34 protein-coding genes are annotated in these 24,396 nt (G+C 54.5%); 1 reads left to right on the top strand and 33 read right to left on the bottom strand.

Annotated features, from left to right (window positions below):
* Positions 1-49 precede the first annotated feature (49 nt).
* The 23 genes from ACMGGH_RS16375 to ACMGGH_RS16265 form a co-directional block, all read right to left on the bottom strand.
* Positions 50-2,533: a host specificity factor TipJ family phage tail protein gene (locus tag ACMGGH_RS16375; RefSeq protein WP_420299174.1), complete on the bottom strand. Its 2,484-nt coding sequence runs from the start codon at positions 2,531-2,533 to the stop codon at positions 50-52.
* The gene (locus ACMGGH_RS16370; RefSeq protein WP_420299173.1) at positions 2,475-2,912 is read right to left on the bottom strand and encodes an NlpC/P60 family protein; all 438 of its coding nucleotides are present in this window, start codon (positions 2,910-2,912) and stop codon (positions 2,475-2,477) included. The genes ACMGGH_RS16375 and ACMGGH_RS16370 overlap by 59 nt, the downstream gene beginning before the upstream one ends.
* Complete coding sequence (locus ACMGGH_RS16365; RefSeq protein WP_032657161.1) at positions 2,905-3,375, bottom strand: hypothetical protein; 471 nt, start codon at positions 3,373-3,375, stop codon at positions 2,905-2,907. The genes ACMGGH_RS16370 and ACMGGH_RS16365 overlap by 8 nt, the downstream gene beginning before the upstream one ends.
* On the bottom strand, positions 3,375-3,869 hold the full coding sequence (locus ACMGGH_RS16360; RefSeq protein WP_343500539.1) for a hypothetical protein: 495 nt from the start codon (positions 3,867-3,869) through the stop codon (positions 3,375-3,377). The genes ACMGGH_RS16365 and ACMGGH_RS16360 overlap by 1 nt, the downstream gene beginning before the upstream one ends.
* Position 3,870: 1 nt before the next feature.
* Positions 3,871-6,813, bottom strand: a complete 2,943-nt coding sequence (locus tag ACMGGH_RS16355; protein ID WP_420299172.1) for a phage tail tape measure protein — start codon at positions 6,811-6,813, stop codon at positions 3,871-3,873.
* A gap of 12 nt (positions 6,814-6,825) precedes the next feature.
* Positions 6,826-7,497 (bottom strand): DUF6246 family protein, encoded by a 672-nt coding sequence (locus ACMGGH_RS16350; RefSeq protein ID WP_407221901.1) that lies wholly within the window; start codon positions 7,495-7,497, stop codon positions 6,826-6,828.
* Between the two features lie 57 nt (positions 7,498-7,554).
* Entirely contained in the window at positions 7,555-8,298 is a 744-nt protein-coding gene (locus tag ACMGGH_RS16345) for a phage tail tube protein (protein WP_013097712.1), read from the bottom strand.
* A 64-nt stretch (positions 8,299-8,362) separates the two neighbouring features.
* Positions 8,363-8,746, bottom strand: coding sequence for a hypothetical protein (locus ACMGGH_RS16340; RefSeq protein ID WP_032657168.1), 384 nt, complete (start codon positions 8,744-8,746; stop codon positions 8,363-8,365).
* A complete protein-coding gene (locus ACMGGH_RS16335) occupies positions 8,743-9,207 on the bottom strand; it encodes a hypothetical protein (protein WP_032657170.1) in 465 nt (154 codons plus the stop codon). Before ACMGGH_RS16335 ends, ACMGGH_RS16340 begins: the two co-directional genes overlap by 4 nt.
* Before the next feature lie 62 nt (positions 9,208-9,269).
* Positions 9,270-9,557 carry a hypothetical protein gene (locus tag ACMGGH_RS16330; protein WP_032657172.1) on the bottom strand — a complete coding sequence of 96 codons (288 nt, stop codon included), beginning with the start codon at positions 9,555-9,557 and terminating at the stop codon, positions 9,270-9,272.
* A gap of 47 nt (positions 9,558-9,604) precedes the next feature.
* Positions 9,605-9,955, bottom strand: coding sequence for a hypothetical protein (locus ACMGGH_RS16325; protein WP_420299171.1), 351 nt, complete (start codon positions 9,953-9,955; stop codon positions 9,605-9,607).
* Positions 9,955-10,131, bottom strand: a complete 177-nt coding sequence (locus ACMGGH_RS16320; protein ID WP_420299214.1) for a hypothetical protein — start codon at positions 10,129-10,131, stop codon at positions 9,955-9,957. Before ACMGGH_RS16320 ends, ACMGGH_RS16325 begins: the two co-directional genes overlap by 1 nt.
* Complete coding sequence (locus ACMGGH_RS16315) at positions 10,131-10,508, bottom strand: DUF7370 family protein (protein WP_420299170.1); 378 nt, start codon at positions 10,506-10,508, stop codon at positions 10,131-10,133. The genes ACMGGH_RS16320 and ACMGGH_RS16315 overlap by 1 nt, the downstream gene beginning before the upstream one ends.
* A 2-nt stretch (positions 10,509-10,510) precedes the next feature.
* Positions 10,511-10,879, bottom strand: coding sequence for a hypothetical protein (locus ACMGGH_RS16310; RefSeq protein ID WP_420299169.1), 369 nt, complete (start codon positions 10,877-10,879; stop codon positions 10,511-10,513).
* Between the two features lie 9 nt (positions 10,880-10,888).
* The gene (locus ACMGGH_RS16305; protein WP_420299168.1) at positions 10,889-11,965 is read right to left on the bottom strand and encodes a major capsid protein; all 1,077 of its coding nucleotides are present in this window, start codon (positions 11,963-11,965) and stop codon (positions 10,889-10,891) included.
* A gap of 11 nt (positions 11,966-11,976) precedes the next feature.
* Positions 11,977-12,417, bottom strand: a complete 441-nt coding sequence (locus ACMGGH_RS16300; protein ID WP_047647778.1) for a hypothetical protein — start codon at positions 12,415-12,417, stop codon at positions 11,977-11,979.
* Between the two features lie 3 nt (positions 12,418-12,420).
* Positions 12,421-13,806, bottom strand: a complete 1,386-nt coding sequence (locus ACMGGH_RS16295) for a DUF2213 domain-containing protein (protein WP_420299167.1) — start codon at positions 13,804-13,806, stop codon at positions 12,421-12,423.
* Positions 13,807-13,869: 63 nt separating this feature from the next.
* On the bottom strand, positions 13,870-14,385 hold the full coding sequence (locus ACMGGH_RS16290; RefSeq protein WP_420299166.1) for a hypothetical protein: 516 nt from the start codon (positions 14,383-14,385) through the stop codon (positions 13,870-13,872).
* 42 nt (positions 14,386-14,427) lie between these two features.
* Entirely contained in the window at positions 14,428-15,429 is a 1,002-nt protein-coding gene (locus tag ACMGGH_RS16285) for a phage minor head protein (protein ID WP_420299165.1), read from the bottom strand.
* A complete protein-coding gene (locus ACMGGH_RS16280; protein ID WP_420299164.1) occupies positions 15,356-16,825 on the bottom strand; it encodes a DUF1073 domain-containing protein in 1,470 nt (489 codons plus the stop codon). Before ACMGGH_RS16280 ends, ACMGGH_RS16285 begins: the two co-directional genes overlap by 74 nt.
* Before the next feature lie 12 nt (positions 16,826-16,837).
* Positions 16,838-18,136, bottom strand: coding sequence for a PBSX family phage terminase large subunit (locus ACMGGH_RS16275; RefSeq protein WP_420299163.1), 1,299 nt, complete (start codon positions 18,134-18,136; stop codon positions 16,838-16,840).
* A complete protein-coding gene (locus tag ACMGGH_RS16270) occupies positions 18,120-18,587 on the bottom strand; it encodes a DUF2280 domain-containing protein (protein WP_025759834.1) in 468 nt (155 codons plus the stop codon). Before ACMGGH_RS16270 ends, ACMGGH_RS16275 begins: the two co-directional genes overlap by 17 nt.
* Positions 18,588-18,619: 32 nt before the next feature.
* Positions 18,620-19,246: a putative metallopeptidase gene (locus tag ACMGGH_RS16265; protein WP_420299162.1), complete on the bottom strand. Its 627-nt coding sequence runs from the start codon at positions 19,244-19,246 to the stop codon at positions 18,620-18,622.
* Positions 19,247-19,356: 110 nt separating this feature from the next.
* Here ACMGGH_RS16265 and ACMGGH_RS16260 point away from each other — a divergent pair, with 110 nt between their 5' ends.
* Positions 19,357-19,962: a phospholipase D family protein gene (locus ACMGGH_RS16260; RefSeq protein WP_248203271.1), complete on the top strand. Its 606-nt coding sequence runs from the start codon at positions 19,357-19,359 to the stop codon at positions 19,960-19,962.
* A gap of 111 nt (positions 19,963-20,073) precedes the next feature.
* Here the strand turns inward: ACMGGH_RS16260 and ACMGGH_RS16255 are convergent, their stop codons facing one another.
* The 10 genes from ACMGGH_RS16255 to ACMGGH_RS16210 form a co-directional block, all read right to left on the bottom strand.
* Positions 20,074-20,268 carry a hypothetical protein gene (locus ACMGGH_RS16255; protein ID WP_248203272.1) on the bottom strand — a complete coding sequence of 65 codons (195 nt, stop codon included), beginning with the start codon at positions 20,266-20,268 and terminating at the stop codon, positions 20,074-20,076.
* A gap of 180 nt (positions 20,269-20,448) precedes the next feature.
* Positions 20,449-20,640, bottom strand: coding sequence for an Rz1-like lysis system protein LysC (lysC, locus tag ACMGGH_RS16250; RefSeq protein WP_420299161.1), 192 nt, complete (start codon positions 20,638-20,640; stop codon positions 20,449-20,451).
* The gene (locus ACMGGH_RS16245) at positions 20,624-21,001 is read right to left on the bottom strand and encodes a DUF2570 domain-containing protein (RefSeq protein WP_420299160.1); all 378 of its coding nucleotides are present in this window, start codon (positions 20,999-21,001) and stop codon (positions 20,624-20,626) included. The genes lysC and ACMGGH_RS16245 overlap by 17 nt, the downstream gene beginning before the upstream one ends.
* Positions 20,998-21,492 (bottom strand): lysozyme, encoded by a 495-nt coding sequence (locus ACMGGH_RS16240; RefSeq protein WP_047723638.1) that lies wholly within the window; start codon positions 21,490-21,492, stop codon positions 20,998-21,000. Before ACMGGH_RS16240 ends, ACMGGH_RS16245 begins: the two co-directional genes overlap by 4 nt.
* Positions 21,470-21,694 carry a class II holin family protein gene (locus ACMGGH_RS16235; RefSeq protein WP_149367077.1) on the bottom strand — a complete coding sequence of 75 codons (225 nt, stop codon included), beginning with the start codon at positions 21,692-21,694 and terminating at the stop codon, positions 21,470-21,472. Before ACMGGH_RS16235 ends, ACMGGH_RS16240 begins: the two co-directional genes overlap by 23 nt.
* A 409-nt stretch (positions 21,695-22,103) precedes the next feature.
* Complete coding sequence (locus tag ACMGGH_RS16230; protein WP_420299159.1) at positions 22,104-22,793, bottom strand: bacteriophage antitermination protein Q; 690 nt, start codon at positions 22,791-22,793, stop codon at positions 22,104-22,106.
* Entirely contained in the window at positions 22,790-22,906 is a 117-nt protein-coding gene (locus ACMGGH_RS16225; RefSeq protein ID WP_420299158.1) for a hypothetical protein, read from the bottom strand. The genes ACMGGH_RS16230 and ACMGGH_RS16225 overlap by 4 nt, the downstream gene beginning before the upstream one ends.
* A complete protein-coding gene (locus ACMGGH_RS16220) occupies positions 22,903-23,514 on the bottom strand; it encodes a recombination protein NinG (RefSeq protein WP_420299157.1) in 612 nt (203 codons plus the stop codon). The genes ACMGGH_RS16225 and ACMGGH_RS16220 overlap by 4 nt, the downstream gene beginning before the upstream one ends.
* Entirely contained in the window at positions 23,507-23,677 is a 171-nt protein-coding gene (locus tag ACMGGH_RS16215; RefSeq protein ID WP_420299156.1) for a NinE family protein, read from the bottom strand. Before ACMGGH_RS16215 ends, ACMGGH_RS16220 begins: the two co-directional genes overlap by 8 nt.
* The gene (locus ACMGGH_RS16210) at positions 23,677-24,132 is read right to left on the bottom strand and encodes a YbcN family protein (protein ID WP_032619423.1); all 456 of its coding nucleotides are present in this window, start codon (positions 24,130-24,132) and stop codon (positions 23,677-23,679) included. Before ACMGGH_RS16210 ends, ACMGGH_RS16215 begins: the two co-directional genes overlap by 1 nt.
* Between the last annotated feature and the right edge of the window lie 264 nt (positions 24,133-24,396).

Genomic DNA, 24,396 nt, shown 5'->3' with positions numbered 1-24,396 from the left:
CATAAAAAAACCCGGCGCAGTGGCCGGGTTGAGGTGATCGGGATAGGTCTTATTGGTAAATCAGATCGCTATACTCAGCGAGGGTTAATGAGGTGCTGCCCTTGCCGTCTGGTTGCTTGGCGGTGATAGTCCACTGCCCTGCATCAAGCTCCTGAGACGTGGCAATGACGTATCGGGAAGGTGACTGGACATCGAAACCATCAAACAGATTGAGCTCTATATTCGGGATTGCTGCCGTAAAACCGAACGCAGTATCAGCACGCGGAGAAGCCGGGTATCGCGCCGTGGTGGCGCCGAACGAATCCGTGACCTGCACAAACATGGTTCCGGAGAAGTTGATGCGCTCATTCGTCTCGAAGTCATTCCCGACCCGAGACACGATATAACCGGCCTGCTGGTTGGTGTCGTACGTGTCCGGCACCTGAACCATATCGCCAATGTTTACCCACTCGCCGTCCGCCATTGCTGTTACCTGCATGGTCATACGGGAATAGATAAGCCGCTTGCACTCGCGCAGCGCGCGCTCGTCGGCCTGAAAGCGATTCCTGACGTACAGCATTTCGAACTTCTTCGCTTTGGCCGGCGATCCTTCAATGATGGAATTGCCGGATATCCGGTACCGGACAAAGTCCTGCTTATTGGTGTCCGGGTTGCGATACTGCACTTCAACGCCGTCATAGCCGCCAGGCAGCGTCATGTCGTAAGAGAGCGAGTAACCATCAGGTTTGGTGTTCGAGCGGTTGAATATGGTGGCCGCAGACGTCTTTTTGCCGTCTCTGGTGAAAGACAGCACGCCGTTGTCGTCGTAAACCGAGACGCTGGCAGCGTCACAGATGGTCTCCATGCGCGAACCGAGCGATACATCCTCATCGTCAAAGGTGTAATCGAAATACCCTAGCCGCGGGTCGATAGCGTCAATTTCGGCCTGGATCTGATACAGGCCATAAATATCAATGCTCGACTCCGGCTGCTGCCCGACGACCAGCCAGTTAAACAGCGCAATATCTGCAAACTTGCGCGATGGCCTGAGCGTGTAGTCGACCTGCTGCGTCGTCATGTTGTAGCTTATGACGTGGCGGGTGATCAGCGCGTTGTACTTCCTGTCGCGCCCGCTTGTGGCGTTCTCGGTAGCCCGAACCTTCACCATTACCAGAGAATCTTCAGCATGAACGACGTTCGTCCTGACGTTTACCGCATGAATCTCTTCGACCTGCAGCTTGCTCGCGTCGCTGCTGTTATCCGTCCTCTGGAAGGTGATCGCATAGCGCCCAAACCCGCCCGCCGGGGTGAGTTTGTCAGTCCGGTTAAACGTCTCCGACATGTAGTCGTGTGGCGTCGTCTGCCGGTACGTAAACGTCTGCTCTGTTCCGGGTATCAGGTTGTTGTCATTGTCGACTTTCCAGATGTTTACCACCCAGTTAGTTTCGCTGTTACCGCCGAGCCCGGACTGCGTATGCAGCCACAGCTGGCTTGATGGTATCGGCGAGAAGAACGGACCGACTATCAGCGCGGCGTTATCGTTCAGAATGAACTTCGTCGTGTTAATCGTCGCATCCTGAATGGGGATGGATGGGCCATTCAGGTTGTCGAATGTGAACGTGTAGTAATATTTCGGGTTAACAACGGCGCCGTCGTTCGTCTCAGCAAAACTGATGAGACGCCCGGAAAGTGTGACGTCTTCTGTACGCGTTCCGCCGGTGATCGGATACGTCACGTTAATGGTGAACGTTACCGGGTGCGGGAAAGTCAGGTCAGCGAAGTAGTCGAAGTCCGCCTGTTTAACGATTTTCATCGCAATCTGTCCACCGGCATAAACGCCGCTGATGACGGTGTTTGCCGTCGCCGTCTCGATCGGGAAATCGTCGCTTTCGTTAAGTCCTGGCACTTCCTGTCCGTCGACATCATCGAACTGATAGCCCTCATTCACGACCGGGATGACATCGCCTGGCTGGTAAATGGTATAGCTGGCACCGGCCATCGAACCTAGATTCGACTCAGAGAAGCGCACTGACGTAACGTCGTATTTCCCCAGGCCGAACACCATCAGCTCAGTGATGTATTTCAGGTTGCTGATATATTCGAATAGCGATTCCTGAGCCAGATCAGGGAAAGAGCGGACCTGTCCGAAATTGTCCGGCTTCGCCTCGCCATTGCGCGCGATGTTAGTCTGCCCCTTCAGGCTGTTATTCGGTGAGGTCTTGCTGTTCCCGCCCCCGGCGTTCGTGTTTGGCTTCGGCATCAGCGAAGACAACACCTTTTGGGTGAACTTGATCGGGTTCAGGTGCTCGAGTGGGTTCAGCAGCGTTCCGACAAGTCCGCCGTTCTTCGGCTGGTCGAAAATGATTACCCGGTCGTCGTCCTGTAGTGCAAACTCCAGTTCATCATCGGGCTGCAGTTCTTTGCCGTTAACGTTGATGCGGATATCGCGGTGAAAACTTTCCTGCTCAAGCCATTCTGAAAATACTGTGCCGCTTTTAACTACCGCCCGGTCCTTTGGCATCCCCGGAACGCGCTGAATCTCGATTACCGGCATAGGTGTAAAACTCCACTCTGGTGAATAGCTTCTGAATTGTCCGGATGGCGTCGAACCGGACGTGTCCATTTTCCCCGCGGCTGTGCAGCGCGCGACCGTCAACAATCAGGCCGACATGCACAGGCTGGCTACCAACCCAGGCGACGAAGATCCCGCCCTCAGTGAACGTGGCGCCCGGCTGCCAGAACACGACATCAGCGTCATAGCACGTCATGAAGTCGCGCCCGGATTCGTAATCCACCGTCTGGTGAATTTCGATCCCCAGAACGTGGCGGTAATAGAGGACCACCAGGCCCCAGCAGTCAGCAGCATCAAAGCTGCAGGCACGGTTACTCCATGGGATGCCCTCAACCCGCGAGATGAAGTCGTCTTTAAGCATTCTGGAGCCCCGGGTATTCTTCGACGGTGTACAGCCGCCCGACGTTGCGATTGAGCGGGTTAACGCGCGTCAGGCTGCACGTCACGTCCTTGTCGTCCATCGAGCAGTCACTGACGTAGAGCGTCCACGACTTGATGGCCGTGGACATATCGGCTGCGTCAAACTGCTGGTACGTTGCCGAGATAGGCGTGATGCGCGAGTAGGCTTTCCACTGCTTGAGTTGCTGCTTGAAGTCCTGCGCCAGACGGCCAAACTTGACGGTGCTGTCGAGGATCGGCGTGTTGCTCTGCTGGCTTTCCGTCAACTCCATGCGGCATGGTGTGTAGACCTGGCCGCCAAGGGTTTTGGGGAAAATTTGGTTATTAACGAGCCTGATATAGCCAAAGACCGGGCTGTAAAACGTGATGGTTTCGTACAGGATTCGGTTTGGCCTTCGGCTCTGAAATTCTCTGAGCGTCGGCATTATGGCACCTTCGGTAAACTCTCCGGGTCGCGCCCGTCAGGATAGCCAGTAACAATGATGTCCAACCATGATCCCCACGGCGGAGGCAGCTCAACGATAATGTCGTCAAACTCGTCATCTGAGTTAACCAGCTCGCGCGCAACAACATCACCGCTCCACGTGAAAATGGACCCGGACTGTGACCAAGACGGCCAGGAGAGAAAGTGTAATTCCTGCACCTCGACGCCAGTATCGCCGGTCCCGGTGCCAAGCGGCATCGTGAACCACTGATTGCAGTTGTCGAGGTAGTTCGGGCTGCGCAACCACTGCATGAATGCCCGGTGCTGATCCTGTGTGAAGATCCACGTCAACGAGAAGGACGTCTTCAGGTCGTCGGTTAATTTCTGAAACACCGGTGCACCGACCGTCGGCTGGTCGACGCGAAATCCGGTATCGGTGGTTGGCGATTTCCCTTTCTGGGCCAGCGGCAGCCAGTCAGGGTAAGGAATTGGCATGTTATCCCCTTGCTTTGCGTGGCGCCTGGTGATTTTGCTGGATTGCCTGACCGATGCGGCCGCCCTGGCTGATATCGGCAACAATCATATCGATCGTCACACCGTTACCGTTCTGGGTCGCCTGCGCGTCGACAGTTGCACCGGTATAGTTCTGAATGTTGATTGTGACAGGCACAGAACTACCACCTGCACCGGCATTCATCTGCTTGTTGCTGATGACCTTCCCGTTATCTCCGGGGATCATGTATTGGCTGCCGTTCGACGCCTGGTAGATTTCAGGCATACCTCCCTCACCCACCTGATACGTACGTCCAGCCGATACCGGGCCACCGTTCTTACGCTTGCCAGCAATACCACCAGCCATCGCCATCGCCGCGATAAGGGCAGCAATACCGATAGCCGCAGCACCACCGAATGAACCGATTGAGGCAACGGCCGCCGCAGGGGTCCAGACCGCCATCGTGGTCGTGGCTGCCGCGGTGCTTGCCGCAGTGGTTGTCGCTAATCCTGCGGTTTGAGCCGCTGTAGTGGTGGCAATCGCAGAGGTTTGCGCCGCAGCACCCATGACGGCAGATTTAACCCAGTCGACGCCCATCTGAACGAAGCCGTTAATCAGGCTATTTAGGGCGTTGCTGGCGAGAGATTGCATAGCCTCTTGCGCCGACATGCTTCCGGTCAGGATCCCGGTAAAGGCATTGGATGCATTACCTGCGAGAGAATCAAAGCTCGCGGCCAGCAACTCATTACCCATACTCTGGTTACGGAAAATCTCCCACTGGGCAGCGATGCGCGCCTGCTCATACTGCGTGTCAGTTGCAGCACGCAATGCCATGGCGTTCTGGTGAGTAATGAGCCCCTGCTGCTCGTATGCCTGAATAAGCGCGAGTTTCTTGGCGTTCTCGTTAGCCAGTTGCTGAACAGGGTCAACTCCGCCGACAGCCTCCTGCTGTGGCGTCACTGCCTGTTGAGCCTGGATTTTAGCGAGGTTAGCCTGGTGCGTTGCCGCCAGTCGTTCTGAGGTCTGGTTGTACTGTTCCTGGCTGATTTTCTTCGCAGCCAGCGCCGTATTCAGATCCTCAACATCCTGTTTGTAACTGGCGTTCTCAGCCGCTTCAGGGAGAAGCTTCTGCGCTGCAGCTTCAGCCTTAATGGCGTTGGCAGTGTCCCATTTTTTTGCCGCATACTGACCGGCCAGAGCTATTTGCTCTTTGGTAGCGCCTTTCCCAAGAGACTGCTGCGCAGCCAGGATTGCCTGCTCGCGGCTCAGCTTATTCGTTGAGTCGGCAGCCAGTTCCGATTGCTGTTTCAGGTTCGCCAGCTTCTGGGAAATAGAATCAGCTTGGGAAGCTCCCTTCTTCTGCTCAGATTGAAGCGTCTTCTGCGCCTGCGTATTTTTGTACGTAGCAGCAGCATCATCTTCCATCTGCTTGGCATGCGGATCATCCTTCGCAAACCCGGCATCTTCAGCGGCGTATTGCGCCTGCAGCCGCGCGCGGGCCTCGCCCTGCAACTTCGAGAGTGCCAGGTTGCGCTCTGACTGCTTGATCAGGTTCTTCTGGCCAGCGGTAAGGTTATCGATCTCCTTTCTCATGCTGGCCGTGTTGATTGCGGCCTGTCCAGCAACAGCAACCAACTCAGTCAGCGGTCTCAAAAATGCAATAACAGCTTCCGTTCCCGACTTTGTCGAACTTTCTGTGTTCTGAAGTTCAAGAACGAGCTTTTGAAGTGCCTGAGGTGATGGATTATTGGCTACATCAGAAAGCTGCTTGCTTAACTCGAATGCTCGCTGCTCCGATATACCAAATTTATCCGCAAGCGTGGTAACAGTGTTCTGGATCGCGTTAGCGTTAACGGTGAATTTCGCCCCGGCGCTCCTTGCCTGCTCCATTGCTGCAGAGTAGGTGTCAGCTGTTACGCCGACGGTCGAAAGGTTTTTATTGAATTCGTCAATCGACGCGATACCGCCTACGAATGACGTTTTCAGCTTATCGGTGAAGCCAACAATAGAGTTTGACGCATCGTTGATTGATTTAGGGATCTTCGCTATGGCAGCGTTGTACTCAATCATCGCCTGATTTCTCAGGATGGTTGCTGCCTCGGCGTTGGTTCTTGCCAGGTTGGCGTACTTATCTGACAGTGCGGCCACACCATTCTGAGAGATGGTGATCACCTTATCCATCGCTTCAGCTGCGTCTTTCAGTGCGTCCATGGCGTTCTTGCCGCCATTCAGCGAAGTAATCAGCACGCCTGCGATAACAGAACTCAGCGCAATCACAGCACCAACCACAGCACCGCCAGGACCGAACGCCCCGGCAAGCTGCGAGCCCTGCTGAGCGAATGCCACCAGCGCAGACTGCCCACCCTGCACCTGTACGATGAAGTCCTGAACCTGATAACCGGCCTGCTGCATGCTGGACTTCCAGCCCTTGTTGCTGCCCATCGATGTGTCAGCGGCGCCTTTCATGTCGAACAGCCGCCCGGTCAATTCGCCGATCTTCTGCTTTTCTTCGTCTGTCGCTTTCGACCCGGCACGCAATTGCGCAGCAAGAACTGCGGCACTACGCGCGCCATTTTCCTGCGCTTCGTCCAGCACAGCCAGCTGGTTACCCAGCGCCTCGATGATGGATTCTGCACGGCTGAATTCGCTGCTCGCACCGCCGGTACCGCTGCGGGCCTCTTCCATAGCGCGGGCAATGCCGCTCACGTTGGTGTTCAGCTTACGCAGTTGGTTGTCCATGGAGTTGGCATAACCGGCCAGTTCAGTAAACGCGGATCCAGTTTGAGACGTACTCTGGTCGAGATTATCCATCCCCTTGCCGGACTGCTGTGCTGCAGCATCCAGTTTATCCAGAGCATCAATGGCCTGTTTCCCGCCCTGCAGCAGCGGCTCAACGTCGGCGCTGATTTCATAAACGATGCTACCGGCGTTCTTCTCACCTGCCATGTCATTCTCCGGTTATTGCTTTGCTTTTGCCCTGCGTGCGGCCTGTTTAGCCAGGTATTCGTCGGCGATGCTGTCGTACTCTTCGCGAGTGAAGCCTTTCTGGTCCGGGTATTTTGCCGCCAGAAGCATCTGGAACTCGGTCATCGTTAACTGAGAGGCTTCAGCGCGGTTCATTTCAAAGTGACTGCGCGCTGCACTGATATAGTCGAAGGCTTTAAATTCGTTCGTTCTCGCGCCCGTTTCGTGCCGCTGCAGCTGGCGGACCTTAGCTTTGCCGACGACGCCGTGCTGCATGAGGTGCTGAGCCAGCACGATGATGTCGTTCTTCGGCATCTGCCCCGGGCGATAGACCACACAGTGCTTCCAGCCCTTCCACTCGCCAATCATTGGCGTCAGGTCCTCATCACAGCACGCCTGCAGAACCAGCATACACGTTGATAACAGTTTCTCAGCGGCGCGGTTGAATGATGGAGAAAGCCATTCAGGAAAGCGTCCCAGCGTGCCAGCGCAAACCTCAATGAGCTGAGCGACATCATTGCCGTGGATGGTGGCGTATGCCTGCACAATCTCTTCCGGAGTTCCGATTCTCGTCATAGCCTCGAATGAAGGCCGCAGCAGGTAATCTTTTCCGCCTTCGCGGCTGTCGCTGATAGAGAGTTCGCCAATATCGGTTAAAGCGGTCATAGGCCTTCCAGTAAACGGTCATTATCAAGGGCAGCACGCCGCCCTTTGGAATGTCCGTTAGGTAACGGTAACCGTATGCACGGCTACAAAGTTGCCGTCTTCGGTGTTGATGATGATCTGCGCGCTGCCGGTGGCGACACGCGTCACGGTAACGGTGTTGCCTGAGGCGGTGGCCGTTGCTTTGGTCGCATCGGTAGTCGCTACAGTGAAGTCTTTGTTGGTTGCGCCGGTTGGTGCGATATTCACCGTGAAGGTGCTGGTACCGCCAGCCGTGCCAGTGCTGGTAGTCGGGGTTACCGTCACGCCAGTCACCGCAACCGCAGTGATTTCGTTAACTTCGATGGTGCTCGCATCACCGACTTTGAACTCGGTAGAGAATGTGACGATATCGTTGGTGCCACCGTCAGAGCTCAGCGCCGTGATGTTCATGTAGCCGATAAATTCAACCGGGCCGTAGTCCATGCGCACCCAGATACCCGGCTGGCGCTTAGCCTTGAGCTCGTCAGCGAAATACTTGATGAACTTGCCGACACCGTACTGATCCAGCTTGTCCTTCTTGCGCACTTCGCCTTCGAAGCTCAGGGTAAAGTCACTGTTGGTGATGATGGTCTCGACATAGCCGCCGCCGTCATCCGCATCAGAGGTAACCGAGTTCGGGTTGAAGTCGAAGCCCTTCGACGTACCAGCGGCCAGCGCCATCCACTCAGATTCAAGTGGCTTGACGTCCGGGCAACCATCGGCGACTTCCAGCACGACCGCACCGCCGAACAGGCGCTCGTTCGAGTTCTGGCAATTAGCCATGTGAAACTCCTCTTTGACGTATAAAAAAGAAAACCCGCCGAAGCGGGTTATTTGGTTGGGATGGCTATTCGCCGTAAGTGCAGGCGAACTGGAGTCGGAAGACTATTCGCCCTTCTTCTGTGAGCACCGGCGCTGGGATTGCGCCCATGTTCTGTATGTAGCCGACGCACTCGTCAGCCATGGGGTTGGCCTGAACGTAATCGACGATGCGCTGCACGGCACTGAGCGCGTCTTTACGCTTGTCCTTCGCGCCTACGACATCGACCAGGACGTGATACTCAGAGCCCAGATCGGTGCGTATATTTGACCCGCCGTTTGGCCTGAATACCATGATTGCCTTCGACAGGTCTCCCGGGTCGTCATACATCAACTGCTGCACCGTGAATCCAGTCGTTAGTCCGGCGTCGCCGAACATGTTGCGCACCCGCTCGTGCATCATGGGTGTCATAACGAAAGCTCCTTGCGCATCACCGCGTCAACATTATCGCGCTCGTCATTTGCGCCTTTGGTCAGGAATTGCGGCTCACCGTGCGGATCCCAGTAGTTGCCTGTTCCGGTCCCGCCGCCGAACTCTTTCGGTTTCTGCGGACCGAACTCAGATCGGTTGCTGGTTATACCAAAGTGCGCGCGCGGCTGACCTTTCAGCTTGCCTGATGCCTCATGGACGTACGCAGCATAGTTGGCTGAGTAGCCGACGCGCCCGGTGATGAGCACGCCACCAGCGTCGATTTCGCGGAACTGGCTGTTAATCAACGTGGAGGTATCGATTGGAGTGTAATAGGCCGCCCGCGCACCGATGAGAATCATCGCCGACTGCAGCGCGCGAATCACCTTGCGCCCCCTCACATCGTTGATGATATCGTTCAGGTGTTTCTTCGCCTGGCTGATGCCTTTCACTTTGATGCCCATGGTTTTCTCCAGGCAATAAAAAAACCCCGCCTGAGCGAGGTTTGGTGTCATTTAAAGTTGAATCAAAAAGGGAGCATTGCGCGGATTTCAGTGTGCCAGTTATGAAAGGCAGGCAGGTCATCTAATAACCAGAATCCAAAGCCAATCATTACAACGCCAATAATCATTTGAGCAATAACGCTGAACCAGTATTCAATAGGCTTGCTGTCTTTATGGATGTACTCCTTTCGCGTCGTCCCCTTAAATGTCTTTGTATAGACACCTCGTCGCAAAAAGATAATCGACTGAACAAACGCAAAGGGGCCGGTCAGGAAAATCCCACATACCGCAAGCCAATATTGAAAGCCCATCACCTATCATTCCAGTTAATTTTTTGGGCCATTATTGCACAGGTTTATCAGATTCCAGTCAGGATGGCGTAATCATCAGTCAGGCGATCGAATGTATCGCCATAGCGGATAACCTGCCGCACCTCATCGGCACCGGCCACAACCGGGTCGGCTTCGGTTGACACGCCAATCAGCAGGTAATCACCTGCGGCCGCCAGCGCGAACTCCGTCCAGACGGTATTTTTCACGACGATTTCGGTGCCCAGGCTGGCTAACTTCTTGCTGAGCCCCCCCTCGTAATCACAGAGGATTTGCTCAGGTTCGGCATAGCCCAGCGGATCGCCGTATTCGTCATTGCCTTCCAGCTTTCGCCAGATGGTCGCTGTGGCTGTGTATGACCAGTTCGCTACCGATGACATCAGCCCTCCTTCCAGCGCAGCACCTTCGCGCCAGTAGCCCGGATGCGCGGGCAGTTGATGAACCACTCGCCATCCGACTTAACGTAGCCGGTAGTCTCCCGCCCGGTGTCGGTCATCACCCAGACGCGGGTGAGAGGCTTCGGCTTGCCTTCCGTCACTGATTTGTACGTCATCATCAGCCCCCTACCACCAGGAACAGGCCGACGCTGTTACCGGCGCTGATCGGCAACTCGCCAGTGCATCCGCTGGTATCGAGACGGGCCAGCGAGTCGCGCAGCCATGTGATGCTGTCGTCGCTGTAATCGAACGAGCGTGACGCGCCTGACGGTGCCCCCTGCGATTTGATGCGGCGCGCGCCGGACGACGTAGCCATAAGCGCGGCGGCGTACATCAGGATCAGCTTCGCGGTGCACTCGTCATGCCCCGCGCCATCGAGGCACGGGATAATCTTGTTCACCACGCAGAGAATCGGCTCCAGCAGCGCGCCCGGGATGGAGTAACCCAATTCACCGAGGAACGCCTGCACGTCTGCCGCTGTGATTGGGTCAGCCATGGTTATTTCGCCTTCTTGATTGCTTCCGCCAGTGCTGCTTCGGCTTCGTCAGCGCGTTTGGTTTCTGCTGCCAGCGCGTCGGCATGAGCCTTGTCTTTTGTTTCTGCGTCTGACTGCGCCTGCTTCAGCTGCTCAAGGGCGTCGTTGAGTTTTGACTGCAAATCGGATGCACCGGATGCAACCGGCGCAGACGGCGTAGCCACTTCGAAGACGAGCTTTTCACCCTTCTTCTCAGTGGATTTCTCAACCTTGCCCTGCTCAATCCACTTTTCAGCGATTGAGTCATCAACGTCATAAACCTGACCAGCCTCCAGCTTTTGAAGGCTGGCACCGGCAAAGAGGTTTGCTACCAATACCTTTACGAGTGCCATGTTGTTTCCTTAGCTTGAAGCGTGAATAACAGAATAGTGGCCGTTGATGTCCTGCTTGACCATCAGGCCAGCAGCCCCCCAGGTACGCCAAACGTAATCTGAGTTGTAGAACTGACGCGGATCAGCGACGGTACCGAACGCCTGGCCGACGATAGGAGCAATCACGCCAGCCTGCAGCGGCACGATTACGATTTCGTTGCCGGTCAGCTCAGCATCTTCTTTGATTGCTGCGATGCCTGACAGTTTGGAGATCTCTTCCAGCACGGTGCGGAGAGAGTTCACATCGAAGTACTGTTCCCAGTTGGACATGATTTCGCTGGAGACGTACCACGTCTGCTGGCCGTACTGCATGTTTTGCAGCTTGAGGACGTCACGCAGGGCGATCGCCGCGGCACGCATGGCTTTCGGGTCGGTGCTGGTTGCGAAGTTAACAGTCAGTGTCACTTGGGCCACACGCTCATCGTGACGTAAACCCTTCCAGGTCTTGTCATCGAATTTGATGTAGTTACCTGCCGCATCGCGGAAACCTTCCCAGATGTAGTCGACATACTGGCGGCGCACATCATCAACAGATCCTGCCTGAGCATCGGCAAGGGATGAGAGCGCGGAGCCTTTGTTGAATAGCGGGTCACGCCAGTTGAACTTAAAGCCGCTGTCATGGATCGGCACCATAGTGCCATCGAAGGTATAAGACTTCGCATCCAGCGCAGCACCAATCTGACCGGACATGGAAGTGTGCGCCCAGCCACGGCCGCCGGTGCGAGCGTATTCGTACACAGACTCTTCCAGACGAACAGAGCGAGACAGCGGCATCAGGTCGTTCAGCAGCGTGAATTCGGTATTCGGTTCGAATTGCTTCAGCACGGTCTGGTCATAGGCCTTGTAAAGACGGCGGATATCGTCGACTGCGTTTACCGCATCCAGTACCGGGGCATTTGCCGCTTCACCGCGAACACGGGAACGAGCAATAAAGTCTGCCACGGCCTGAGCGCTGGAGTTGCGAGCGAACGTCAGTTCATTGAACTGAGCCATGTTGGCTTCGAGGTTACCGGTTTCGGTCGCCTGCTTAGTGGAGAATACAAACATTCAGGTGCTCCTTATTTAATGACCACGCGCAGGAGGTCACCTGCCGTTGCAATGGTGTATGAGCGGTCTTCTTCTACATAGCAGCGGACCGATTCATCAGTGCCGACAGCTTTAACGCGACCGTTAGCAACTGAGAGCGGCTGACCTTTTGTGTAAGTGCCTGCTGCGGCGGGAACGTTGAAGAAAACGCCTGGGGTTGGGTGGAAAGCAACAACCCAATCGCCAGCCTTGATGACGTCGTCTACGGTTTTGCAACGCAGGTAGTCATAGTTGGCTACGTAGAGGATCGCGGCTTCATTGCCATCCACGGAGGCGGTGAATTTCTTCGTGGTGTTATCGAAGAAACCAATCGTACCGGGAGGCGTATCAGCGGCTGCAGCACCTTCACGGTGAAGCTGTGGGTTTGCGAAGATACCGCCCGCGTGAATTACGTGTTTTCCGTCTTTAGCCATTTTTTACTCCGGCATTTCGCTGACTGATTGGGTGTTGGTAGCCTGGCGGAATGCACCGTTCAGGCCGAAGGAGGTCTGGCACTTGGCGTACATAGCATCGAGCGCCTTGCCGTCCAGATCTGCGACTTCTTCATCGCTCATGTTCATCGCCAGCTTCACAGCTGCGCGCTTTTCACCCTTCTCTTTGTCGGCGTTCGCGTTCAGGCTGTTGAAGACGACGTCCACGCGATCGGCAAGCGTTTTCGCCCATGCTGGCATCTCTTCGTTATTGGTGGCCTGCTCTTTTTTCTTGGGCTTGCCGGTTTCCGGGTCGATTTCTTCATCGCCTTTTTTCTTGGCGTTGGCTTCTTCGGCCTTCATCTGGTTGTATGCGTCCATCAGCTCGGCGTCGGACTTGCCTTCAGTCGGCTTACCAGCGGCTTGCAGCGCATTGATAATCAGTTCTTTCATCGGATCGTTCTCTCCGTTGGTTTTAATCTCGTACTCAGTGGGTTTGCGCACGACTTCTACAGGTTCGCCGACGAACACGGCCTTGCCGTCATCATCGATGAGGTACTTCTGTTTCAGGTATTTGGTGTCATTGCGGTAGATGAAGCTGTCCGGCCACACCGTTTCAGGCCAAAGCCACTTATCTTCGGTATCACCCTCGCGCAGCTTGTCGCTGATGGCGCGGGAGATGTCGTCAAAAGAGAAGTTGGAGGCATTGGTGAAGAAGAATTTGGTTTTGTTGAGCAGGCCGTCGCGGGTGCAGTCGATACCATCAGCAATGCGGGCAACTTCTATCTGCTGCTCATTGCCTTCTGAGTTAACGAAGATGCCCACACCCTCTTCCGGCGTACCGGCGCCAGGCTCATCGAGCAGCACCGCCACATGGTCAAACATCATGTTGGTGGCGATTTCGTTGTACTTTTTGCCCTTCGACTCGCCGTTGGCGGCGATACCGGAATACAGCAGGCCGGTGGAGATGTGGATCGGGTCTGAGTTGGTACCGGCCAGCATCTCGTCCAGACGGTTAATCAGGCGCTTGCCCTTCTCGCTCGACTCGGCGTACTGGCGGTTAACGTACATGTCGCCCGTCACTTTGCCGTCATTGTGACTGACGTTCTGCAGCCAGGCCCCGACGTGATACTCGTTTACCGCCCGGACATCGCGCGCCGACACATGCTTGCCGTCAACTTTCGGATGGCCCAGCGGCATCGGGTTACGCTCAAGCGTGTTGTAGGCCTTTTCGATTTCTGCTGCCGGGTACAACTTCCGGTTCATCACGATATCGTCCACGACAGGCGTGATGCCGCGAACCACGATATGTGGCTTGCCGTCGATGGTTTCAGTGGTGATGTTTGAAGCGGAGTTGACGACGGTCAGCACGTTAACGCGGTTGCGTTTCATGCTGGGTCCTCATTGGTGGATTTCAGGCAATAAAAAAGGCCGCCGTGGCGACCTCATTTAATTTTATTTGAACTTAAGCTCTTCCTTTGCATCTGCGACTATTGCATCAATGGATGACTGTATGACGCCTGACATTTCGTGATAAGCAATAAATTCAAGATATCCCTCTTCATAGATGCTGATATTTTTTTCAGTATCTTGAGTAAGAAGATTGTCCAATAACTCTCTGACATTACCACTGAATGAGATAGGTGATAGGACATAAAGTCTGTGAACTTGAGATCTCACTTCATTCAGTTTATGCCAATCAACCTTAGCTTTTGGAGGGTCTCGTTCGCCTCTATGAGCTTCGAATTCCATCTCCGTAATATCAGATGCAATGATGTATAGGTCTTTAAGTTCAAACAGTTTTTCTATCAATTGGTTATAAGCGGCATGTTTTTTCTCCCACCATTTCTCTCTGTAGAATCTTGTTAGGGCAAAATATGCTGTGAATCCCGCCGCAACAACACCTGTGATAACAGGCACAACCAGAGATAGAAAAAAAGAACCTACTTCTGCCGCAGTTACACTGCTCATTACTCACCTGCATGTCATTCTCTCGTGAGTATGATGATATCACTACTTAGAACCTTTCCAACCTTTGCGCTCTTTCGCCAACTTTTCTTTCAGGCCTTCATTGAAAATACTGCCGTCGTCGTTGAGCAGCACCGGAATCTGGCTGCAATAGCAGTTGTACCGGTTGCCGTTTTCAGCGTAGAAGTCCCGCACCTCTTCGGTGGTGTAGACCTTACCGTGTCGGCTGGCGTGCCAGGTGCGCGTCGTAGGCTTGAGCGCTGACAGCCATAGCAGGCCGGTATTCAGTCCCAGCCTGTCGGCAGCCCAGTCCGTTTCGTTCCACTGCGCCTGCCGAAGCGCACCGACCTGCTCAGTCTGAGCGATGGTTTTCGCCTTAGACATCGACTCATCGAGGCGCTTACTAATGACGCTGGCCGTCTCGCGAGGGTTCACGCCGCGCGCAACCGCATCGGTGATGATGTTGGTCAGGTCGCCACGGGCGGTATCGCTGATGACCTTCCAGTCACTGAACGTTGTCAGCCTGGCCGCCGCCACCTGATTAAGGTGACCGGGGCTGCTTAAAAGCTGCTGTAACGTCGTCTGGCTGGCGTACACCTGCGACTGCTGCGAGAGGTTGTTGAACGCCTCCAGCGTGCCACGCTGCGCCTCTGCGACGACGTAATCCATCGCCCAGAGGTTTTGCTCGCCCCCATCCAGCAGATGGTCATCGAGAATGCCCTGCACTGCTTCCAGCAGGTCAGCCAGTTCCTGGGCAGACATGTCGTAGATGAACTTGCCAGCGTTGACCTGGTAGAGCCGCATGTCCTCGCCGTGGTCGTGGCACAGGAAATGCCAGTTGTGGCTGTTAACCTCTCGCTCTCGCCCGGTCAGGCGCTGGTCGAACAGAGTTTTCAGCGCACGCTTGATGCCGAGATACCGACCTTCGATATCCCGGTACATCGCGGTTACCTGTTTTGCCGATCGGGTCGGGTCAACCTTGCTGCGCGGAACTATCGGCAACCCCACCTTTGCCGTCTGTTCTGGTGTCATCGGCCAGTGGATCATCGGTAGTCACCTTCTCGTCCGGTTTCGGCGGTTCTTTTGGCTCCGGTAGCGGGTCAAGCCCCACAATCTCGCGCAACTCATTTGCGGTAAACGGCGCGTCTCCACCATAGTAAGGCGTGGTTTTCTGCACGATGTCAGCGAGTTTCGAAGCGTTCTCGATCTTCTCTTTCTCGCCGGGCGCCAGCAGGTCGCTCCACGAAATGGTGACCTCTCCGTTGGTCGGTGGGTCGATAATTCCAAGCGTCCAGAATCGCTCCAGAAGCGCGGTGATCCGGTCTGTCAGGAAGCCATTGCGACGCGTGTTGCGTCGGATAGCCCAGTCCGTTTTATCCTCGTCGCTCGCCAGGCGCCCGGTCTGCTGACCGAACAGGATGGTGAACGGGATTTGCACAGAGGCGGCCAGTTCGTTCGCGGTGACTTCCCACGTTGGGCCCGGGTCGCCAGGCGTAACGCTCAGAACGTGCATCTGCCCGGCCTGCATCACGGCCGCCGCATCGGTACCCCGGTTAAGCTTATTGACCTTGTCGCCCATCGCTTCGCCGAGATCAGCATAGCCAGCCTTCTTAGCCTGGTCAGCCAGCGTATTCATATCGGTTTCTTTGCTGAATTCGACGGCAATCTGACGGCTGGCGTTCTTCAGGAAGCCCTCTGCGCCACCGCCGGAAATCTTCTCGATATCGAGGCCTTTGTTGAAACCAGCCTCCAGCAGCGGGATGCCGGACAGCACGTTGTCGTCTTCAGAACCTTCACAGAACAAGATAACGCGGCTCGGGTGTACCGGTTCTCCGCGCATCGGACCGACAAAAGGCTTATCACCGACCGGCTGTTCGTTGAAGTTGAACATCTTCGGCTGGCCGAACGTTTCAGACTGACGGTCGTTATCCCATTCGGCGACAGTTAACTGCGGCTCCCATACCGGGATAAGTTTTACCAGCGCTGACTCGCCCAGGGATTTCACCAGTTTGGTATCTACTGGCTCGTTCCATGACTTATTGTCTTTCACCTGCAGCAGCAGCGCGGAGTATCGCCCAACCATATTGCGGCGGTCGGCATCCTTCACCTTCGGCCACAGCTTCTTCATGAACTTGGTGACTTTCTTTTCCCAGGCGTTTGTTTTCTCCGCCTCCTGCGCTTCATCACCGTCAACTATGACCGGATAGTCCTGCCAGCAACCATCCAGCAGGCGATGCACCACAGCGAAGCCAGCGGCGTTGCGGCGGTACATGTTGTAGAAGTCGTTGAAGGTAATCTCGAGCGGGTAGCCAAATTCCTGGTAAAGCGTCGGTCGCTTCGTGTTGCCACCACCGATACCGATGGCATTCAGGTAATTCGCTCGCCGCATTTCAGTGGCGAGGTTGTTCACAGCCAGTTTAAGGCCGTTATCTTGTTCGCTCACTGGCGATGCTCCTTAGAAGAATACTGCGCCGACTTGCGCTTTGTGCTTGATGTACCCATCGAGACCGTACCGGACGCCATCCCAGCAGTGGTTATTTTTGTCTTCGATAACCGGCAGAACTTCGCCAGTGATGCGGTCTGTTTTGTACGAGTAAAGCCGCGCCTCTTTCGCTGTTTCTTTGCAGCGTGGATGGATGATGATTTTCTTAAACCCGCGCAGGCAGGTGATGCCGTCCTCTACGCTACCCTGCCACTTCTGAGCAGCGGAGATATTGAACCCCTGCCCTTTGATGTGACTGATAGTCTCAGGGCGAGAGTTGTCGGCTTTGATAGGCCATTTTCGCGCTTCAGGGATGCCTGGGAATTTGGCCTCATCGGTAACCTTCCAGTCGATAAGTTGCTTCGGCGTGGCGTCTGTTTTCCCGGCGTAGAACTTCCACATGTCGTCGAGCTCAACGCCGTTTCCGTAAGCCTCGTATTCGATGAAGAGGTTGTTATCCAGGATAAACATGCGAATGAGCGTGCTGGGGTCCTTCGCGAATCCGAAGTCGGCGCCAAACAACAAACGCTCTGATTTCTGCCAGAGATCGTCTTCGAAGCTCTGCACGACGTATTTGTTTGCCAGCACCTGCTTGTCGGAGTTTTCGAGGTAAGCTCCTTCCCAGATCCACGCATAGTCTGCGTAATCGAGGTTTGCCAGGTCTTCCTGCCTCTCCTCCTCGAGCACCGCAGGGAACCATGGATTGTCCACATAGTTCATCTCGACAATCATGGAGCTTTTTGGCGGGTTCTTTCTGAAGAGCTTATCGGTGGCGCTGCCTTCCTTCTCCGGGTTCCAGGTGACCCAAATCTCTGAGCCTTCTTCTCGAACTGTCGGGCGAAGCTTTTTCCAAGCAGTAGCGGATACCGACTCGGCCTCATCAACCCAGGCCACAAGAATTCGTGCTTTGGATTTGATGCTGTCCAGGTTATGGCGAAGTCCACAGAATACGTAGCTGACTCTGCGGTTCTTTGTCCGGATATATTTCTCGCCAATGTCGAAGTAATCATCAAGCCATGGGACAGAGCGAATCGCCTGCTTCACCTCCTCCATGGAGGACTCTTCTAGCGAGTTCATGTATTCGCGCGCGCAGAGGATCACGCCGCTGATATTGGCCTCTGCCGCCTGGTACGCTTTAACTGCGGTCATTAGTGCAAACGTGCGGGTCTTGGCGGAACCGCGCCCACCGTGAGCGCCACGATAGCGGATCCCTTCTGTCGCGAATACGGGGACTAACTTGGCCGGTATCTGGAGGTCAACTTGGCTTTCCATTGGCTGGGTCAACTCCTACCAGGCGAATTGTCGTCGGTCTCGGTGACATGCTGCCATCCGGGCTGGTGTGCTCGACCTTCTGTTTGTTGCTATATGCGTCGCCAACCTCTTTGGCGGCCTGCTCCATCAGCGAAGCAGCCAACGCCATGTTTTTCATTCCCTCGGCGCGGGTCATCATCCGGTCAAGTGCACGGAGACGATATGCTTTGTTGGCGATCGGAATGTCGCTTAATTCGGTCTGGAAGCGCTTACGGGTTTCGTGAAATAGCTCAACCCATTTCTGCGCCAGCCCCCTGCCGTTTGCTTTCGTCGGGTCGTGAGATTCGACCTGCTGACGAGTGATGCTCAGGCCAAATTCTTTTTTGACCAGCTCAACCACCTGAGATGGAGTATCGAAGCAGGCAAGGGACTGAACGATGAAGGCTTTGACCTCACCTTTCAGTGTCGCCATGGATTACCTGCCTGTCATAATCAGTCATATTGTTAGGCCAGCTTTAACATGCATGTCCCGCATGACCTGGCTATATCGATGTGAGCCACTTCTGCTGGCGAATTCGCCGCATCAACGAGCTCCTGTACTTCTTTGCTGGCACCGTATCGACGTACGACACCAGTGAATTCTTCGACGTCGTGGCCGCGCAGTGTCAGCACTGGCTGCCCGGTCTCTTTGTTGAACTTAGGCGCGCCGTAATCATCAGTGGCCTGGGCAATGTGGTAAAGCTCATGCTCTACCAGCGCACAGAATTCGAGGTCGCTGCATTGTGAACAGTAATCGGCCGCCAGCGTGATGATGAACTTCGGGATGCGCCCGAACCATTCATGCATCTGCTGTTCCATTCTGGCTTTCTGCCATCCACCAGCGCGGAGCATTACCTGTTCGGCCTGGCCTAGAACGTAGCGTCCCTTCTTCGCGAATGATTCAGACGCCCACATGAAGCAGAGATCAGCCTCTAACAGGTGCTCGTGGTCAGGGTTATGGATGCTGCCGGTATCGCTGAGGATTTGGCGGTTTATCCACTCATGCACTTCATTAGCGGGGATCAGCCTAGTGTATGACTGCCAGTTCTCGGAATCGATGAAGTTAACTGGTGGGTATGGCCGACAATCCATTTTCAATCTCCTAACTCGGGACTGAGACACCATTTTTTGGAGTTATTATTAAATAAAGATGATGAGAATATGACCGATAACAAAAAATATTTGCATAATAAGGAGCAACTATGAGCATCGCAATACTCTTAAGAAATCAGCAAGTACCTAACGTCTTTCGGAACTTACTACTCAGCGCAGTACAACTACCTGATATAAAAGAAGTAATTATATGTAGCGGCTTCTTTCAAGATAACTTTAAATCGGCTTATTGCGCCTCGACAGAAGGTAACCTTGCACAAAAGCTTGCCACTTCAAATGCAGAAGTAATCACTGTTGGGATACATAATCCTCAATGGAGATTCTCTTTTGATGACTTCAATAATTCGCTGACTTCTGCAGGCGTAAACCTGGCTGTGAGGAAAGTTAAGGGCTATAAGTGGCATGCAAAAGTATTTATAGCAAGTACTAAAAACGGGCCAGTATTCTCCTTGATCGGCAGCAGCAACATGACGAGAAATGCATTTTCAACATCGAAACCATTTAACTATGAAGCTGACGTTGCATTATGGATTCCACAAGCGAAAGGAGTTAGTTCTGCTGTTAACAACATCCTGTCAGAATCCTCTCCTTCAGATGTAATTCGCACTTCCTATAGCCCCAACAAAAATGGCGGATTGACAATAAGAGATAGGCTAATACAGTTACGTGAAGACATTTTAAACACAACTGAGTAATCGAACTCCTGTCCCATCTCCGTTAAACCAAGCGGAGATGGCTTTTCTTAGAGCAGTTCATGCATTTCTATTTGTATCAAAGACCTCAACGTTCAACTGCTCCATTCGTTTTTATATAAAGACCTCTTCAGCCACTGGCGTGAACTGAACGCGCTTCACATCGGCCGGAGCAAAATACAGCCACTCGCCGGTCTCCGTCGCCAGCGGCACGAAGCCGTTTACCAGTTCAGGCTGGCGTCGTGACATCTTGCCCGTGAAGGTTTCGCCTGTTTGGGTAGTTAGCGTAATTTGGTAGATGTCGGACATTGAGAGCCTCTTAATGAGCTTGAGGGATGTCGCATTAATTTTCCTCTGCAGGAGGAAACTACTTAACCCTCACTGTAGGAGCAGGATTCACCTGCCTCGTTCTTTCTATAGGAGGTAAAATGTCCCAAAACCAATTTTTCGAACTGACTATCGCTTACGCCGATGGAGTCAATGCGATCATTAATCTGACCTGTCTGCTACTGGCGAAGCGCTTCGGCGTTCTTCGATACTTCTAATCCCTGCCTTGTCCAAATTGCACTGCCCCAGCGCCGTGTAGAGCTGAGCGTTTAACTCCAGACTTGCCTGCCATGTGAACGGAACCACCATTCTGGGGATCGGTGTGTCTGCTGTCAGGTCAGCGCTTATCGGCACCACTGGAGCTGGAACGTAAACTGTCTGCGTATTCCCGCAGGCTGTCAGCAGCGGCAGAAGGAACAAGCTGGTTAGCGCACGGATCGCCTTCAAGCGCCTGCCTGATGTAGAAAATGCGCGTTTCACCTTTTTGGGCCAGTTTGTTCTTTGCATTCTGTGTAGCCTGTGAGATGTCACGGATGAGGTTCATCGTGGTGATCACGTTGCTGGTGATCGCCTCTGATGTGTCTGCCCGGACCGTCGCCTTATCGCGCTGGTCTTTGTAGGTGATGGCATTGTCGCGGTAGTGGTTTATCGCCCAGGCCATGGAAACCAGCAGGCAGATAACGAGAGCGCAGATGATTGCTGTTAGTCGGCTCATTTCTGGCCCCACTCGCAGACTTCACGTTCAATCTCGCGTCGGGTGATCAGCCCCTTCCACTGCTTGCCACCGGCATATGTCCAGCGCTGCAGTTCTTTGCATGCCCCCGGCACATCACCGGCGTTCAACTTCTTCAGCAGCGTGGAACTGGCGAAGGCACCAGAGCCCACGTTGTAGGTGAAGGAGTAAAGCGCGGCACGGGTAGGCTCAGGGATGCGCACCTTGATCAGCGGGTCGATGGCGTTTGCCACCTTTCGCAGATCTGCCTTTAGCAGGTTGTCACACTCTTTGTCTGTGTATCGGTGACCGCGGCGAATGTCGGTACCGGTGTGCCCATCGCAAACGGTCCAGACGCCGACCACATCCTGATAGGCGTAATAGCGCCGACCTTCCAGCCCATCCGCATTTCCCAGCATTACTGCCGCAATGGTGATGGCTCCGGATCCGCCAACAATGGCACCCACCAGCTTATTCCTGAGTGTCGGGTTCATCTCGGCTCCTGCTGCGGCGATTGTCTTCGCGGATCTTGAAATAGAGATTCGTCAGATACGTCAGTACGGCAATGATGATACCCACCAGCACGCCGATAGCGTTCCACTGCTCGGGGCTGTAGGCATTAAGAATGCCGTTTAGGATGCTCCCGGCTGAAGCGCCATAGGCAGCACCAGTGGTTATTTTTTCCATGCGATACATACTCTCACCTCGCGTCGTTAGCGGGTGCTGTGTGTTTGAAAAGGGTCAGGCCCTCGGGACGATTTAACAAGTAGGCGTGTCGATGATGGTTCCCGGAGCCTGAATTAAAAAAGGCCCACATGAGTGAGCCTTTGAATAAAGTTTCTTCGCATTACTGCCGATACATTCCCTAAAGGAGATACAAATGGCTAGACGTAGACGCGGCAGGTACAGAATTAATAAGAATCCGGACATAGCGGATCGAATTATTCATATGATTATCGATATCGCTATTTTCATCTTCCTTGTAAAGCTAGGGATATCATTTTTATTCAAATAAAAAAGCCCCGCACGATGGCGAGGCTGTTAATTCTAAGTCGACCTGTGAAGCTATGGCGACGATATCAGATTTACATGAAATATAGGCGTTTCAGTTCGGTTTTGCAAGACTTACATCTAAATTTGTCGCCTTTTGTTGTGAACGTGATCGCGTTACTGAGATAAGCGCACCGCTATCGAGTCGCTTAAAACTGTTACGCATTGCCAGCCAGTGAGGCAGATACGTTTCTGTCCAGGTGGATTTCGCAACGCCCGCCAGCTCTGCTAGCGCCTGGTATTCGTACGTCTCACGCCCCGCCAGCTCGGCTTTGACGTCCTGTGCTGCCAGCCAGATAAGCTTCTTGAGGCGCTCCATCGTCTTCCCCGCCACCTTCTTCGCGCCGAGTTGCTCGCGGAACTCGGCCCACGCCCACTGCGTAATCGACACCTGATACTCGAATCGGATGTTCTCGCTGTAGTTCCATAGCAGCCATGCTTTCTGGTGCTCTTCCAGTGACAGTACAGCGCGGCGCCAGGACGCAGTACCGAACTCTACCGGACTGACAAGGGCGATGGATGAGCCTTTAGCGCGGGACTGATTGCCGCTCATCGCCGGGCCGTCAGGGTTAACTTTGCGGCCGGTGACCGGGTCGGCAATTTTCATCCGGCCCCGGCTGCGCGCCGTCGCGGTGAATTGCGCGTTCTCGGCGAAGGCCACCAGTTGCCCTTTCGTCGCCCCGCTGAGGTCTGCTGTCGCCACAATGAGCTGCTGACGTACGTATTCCAGTTGCTGACTGTTCATGCGGCTTCCTTCTGTGGCTGGTTGGTTTTGGTCTCGCTGTGCTTTGCTACTGGCGGCATGCTGGCGCGCTTAACGCTTTCTGCCTGGTACTGGAGGAGGTCGGCGTGGCTCATGCGGCCTCCTGCTGTTTCAGTGCGCGAAGATTCGCTCTGGCCTGAGCGCGAATGCCTTCCAGCTCTTCACGGGTGTATCGGTGGGTTTCGTTGTTGGACTCCAGAGCCAGCACGTGCTCTTCGCCTATTAACTCCACCAGCGCTGCGCGGTATGCCTCTATGTTTCCTGATTTGTGGACGTTGCACGCGGAGCACTGAAGCCACAAATTATCCGGATTGAAGCGCAATTGTGGCGCGGCGGCAGTCGTACGGTAATGCCCGGCATGCCAGGCAAAAGCGGTCTTTGTTCCGCAGGAGATACACCCATGCCCGGCGGCCAGTAGCATTTCGCGTCGCCAGTCATTGAAGGCACGCTGAGTCATCTGCACCCAGTGACGGATCGGCTTTAGCTCATTACGACGTGCAGCGCGCCGCTGGCGACCTGCCTTCTCTTCGGTACGCTGGCGCTGCACTTCCTTCTGCTTAGCGGCTTCACGGGCTTTCGCGGTCTGTTCTTTGCCGATCGAGCTGGCGCACTCGAATGAGCAAACCACCTGCCCATCGCGTACCGGGTGGAACCACTGGCGGCACGGTTTGTGGGCGCACTTGCGGCGCGGTAACTTAGCCATGCGCCCTCCGTGCCGCTAGACGCAGCCATTTCTGATCCACCAGGCGGGCGGTGTAGTCTTTCAGTGTCTGGATGTCGGACGGCTTAACCGCTGGCTTGCGCTGGCGGCGCGCCGGAACGCGGAAGATTTCGTTTGTGATCACGCGGGAAAGTGGAGTAGACATCAGGCCTCCTGCTTATCGCGCAGCTGCTGGTACTCGCAGCTCTGCGGGATGGTCAGGTGGCAGCCGATATTCATCGCCCATGCTTCGACTTTGCACAGGAAGATGTACATCTCGCCGGTTTCCAGATCGGCGGTATGGCGGAGGGATTGAACCGTAGTCACCTCTCCGGACACGACGTCTACCCGGTCTTTGCTTTCGTAGCCGAGATAGGTGTGCTTCATCGCGTCTTTGACCCACTCAGGCGTAGCGAAGGTCTTACCGCGGGCGATGAGGTACTCGCTGATTTCCGTGTACCACATGTGGCTTAGCGCGTTCTGCGACAGGCTGCGCTTCTCGCGCCACGGCTTCACCTGCAGGCGGAAGCATTGTCCGGCATCCAGCAATGGCTGAATCTGCTGGCCGATGGCCGCGAAGTTACCGCGATGGAGTTTGATGCCGTCTACGGGCAGAGTCATACGGCCCCCTTAACGGAAACCGTAAAACGCAGAAAATCGCAGGTGCATTTCTGCATCTGTGACAAGGTGAGGAGTTCAGATTGTGGTCGCATTTAAGTCCCCTTAAATGCGCAGAAGTCACCGGAGTTGTTCAGGCTCCGATGACATGATTATGGCGGGTTGATTATTGAAAATCAAACCACAATTCCAATACTTAGTTTTCTATGATAACTTTCTGTTTTCTTAACAAAAATGAACACACATCCATTTTCTGGGGAAAGAAAT

The organism is Enterobacter sp. BNK-16 (assembly GCF_048684955.1).
Taxonomy (GTDB): domain Bacteria; phylum Pseudomonadota; class Gammaproteobacteria; order Enterobacterales; family Enterobacteriaceae; genus Enterobacter; species Enterobacter bugandensis.
The sequence above is the reverse complement of the archived record's forward strand: the minus strand, read 5'-3'. Positions and strand labels throughout refer to the sequence as shown.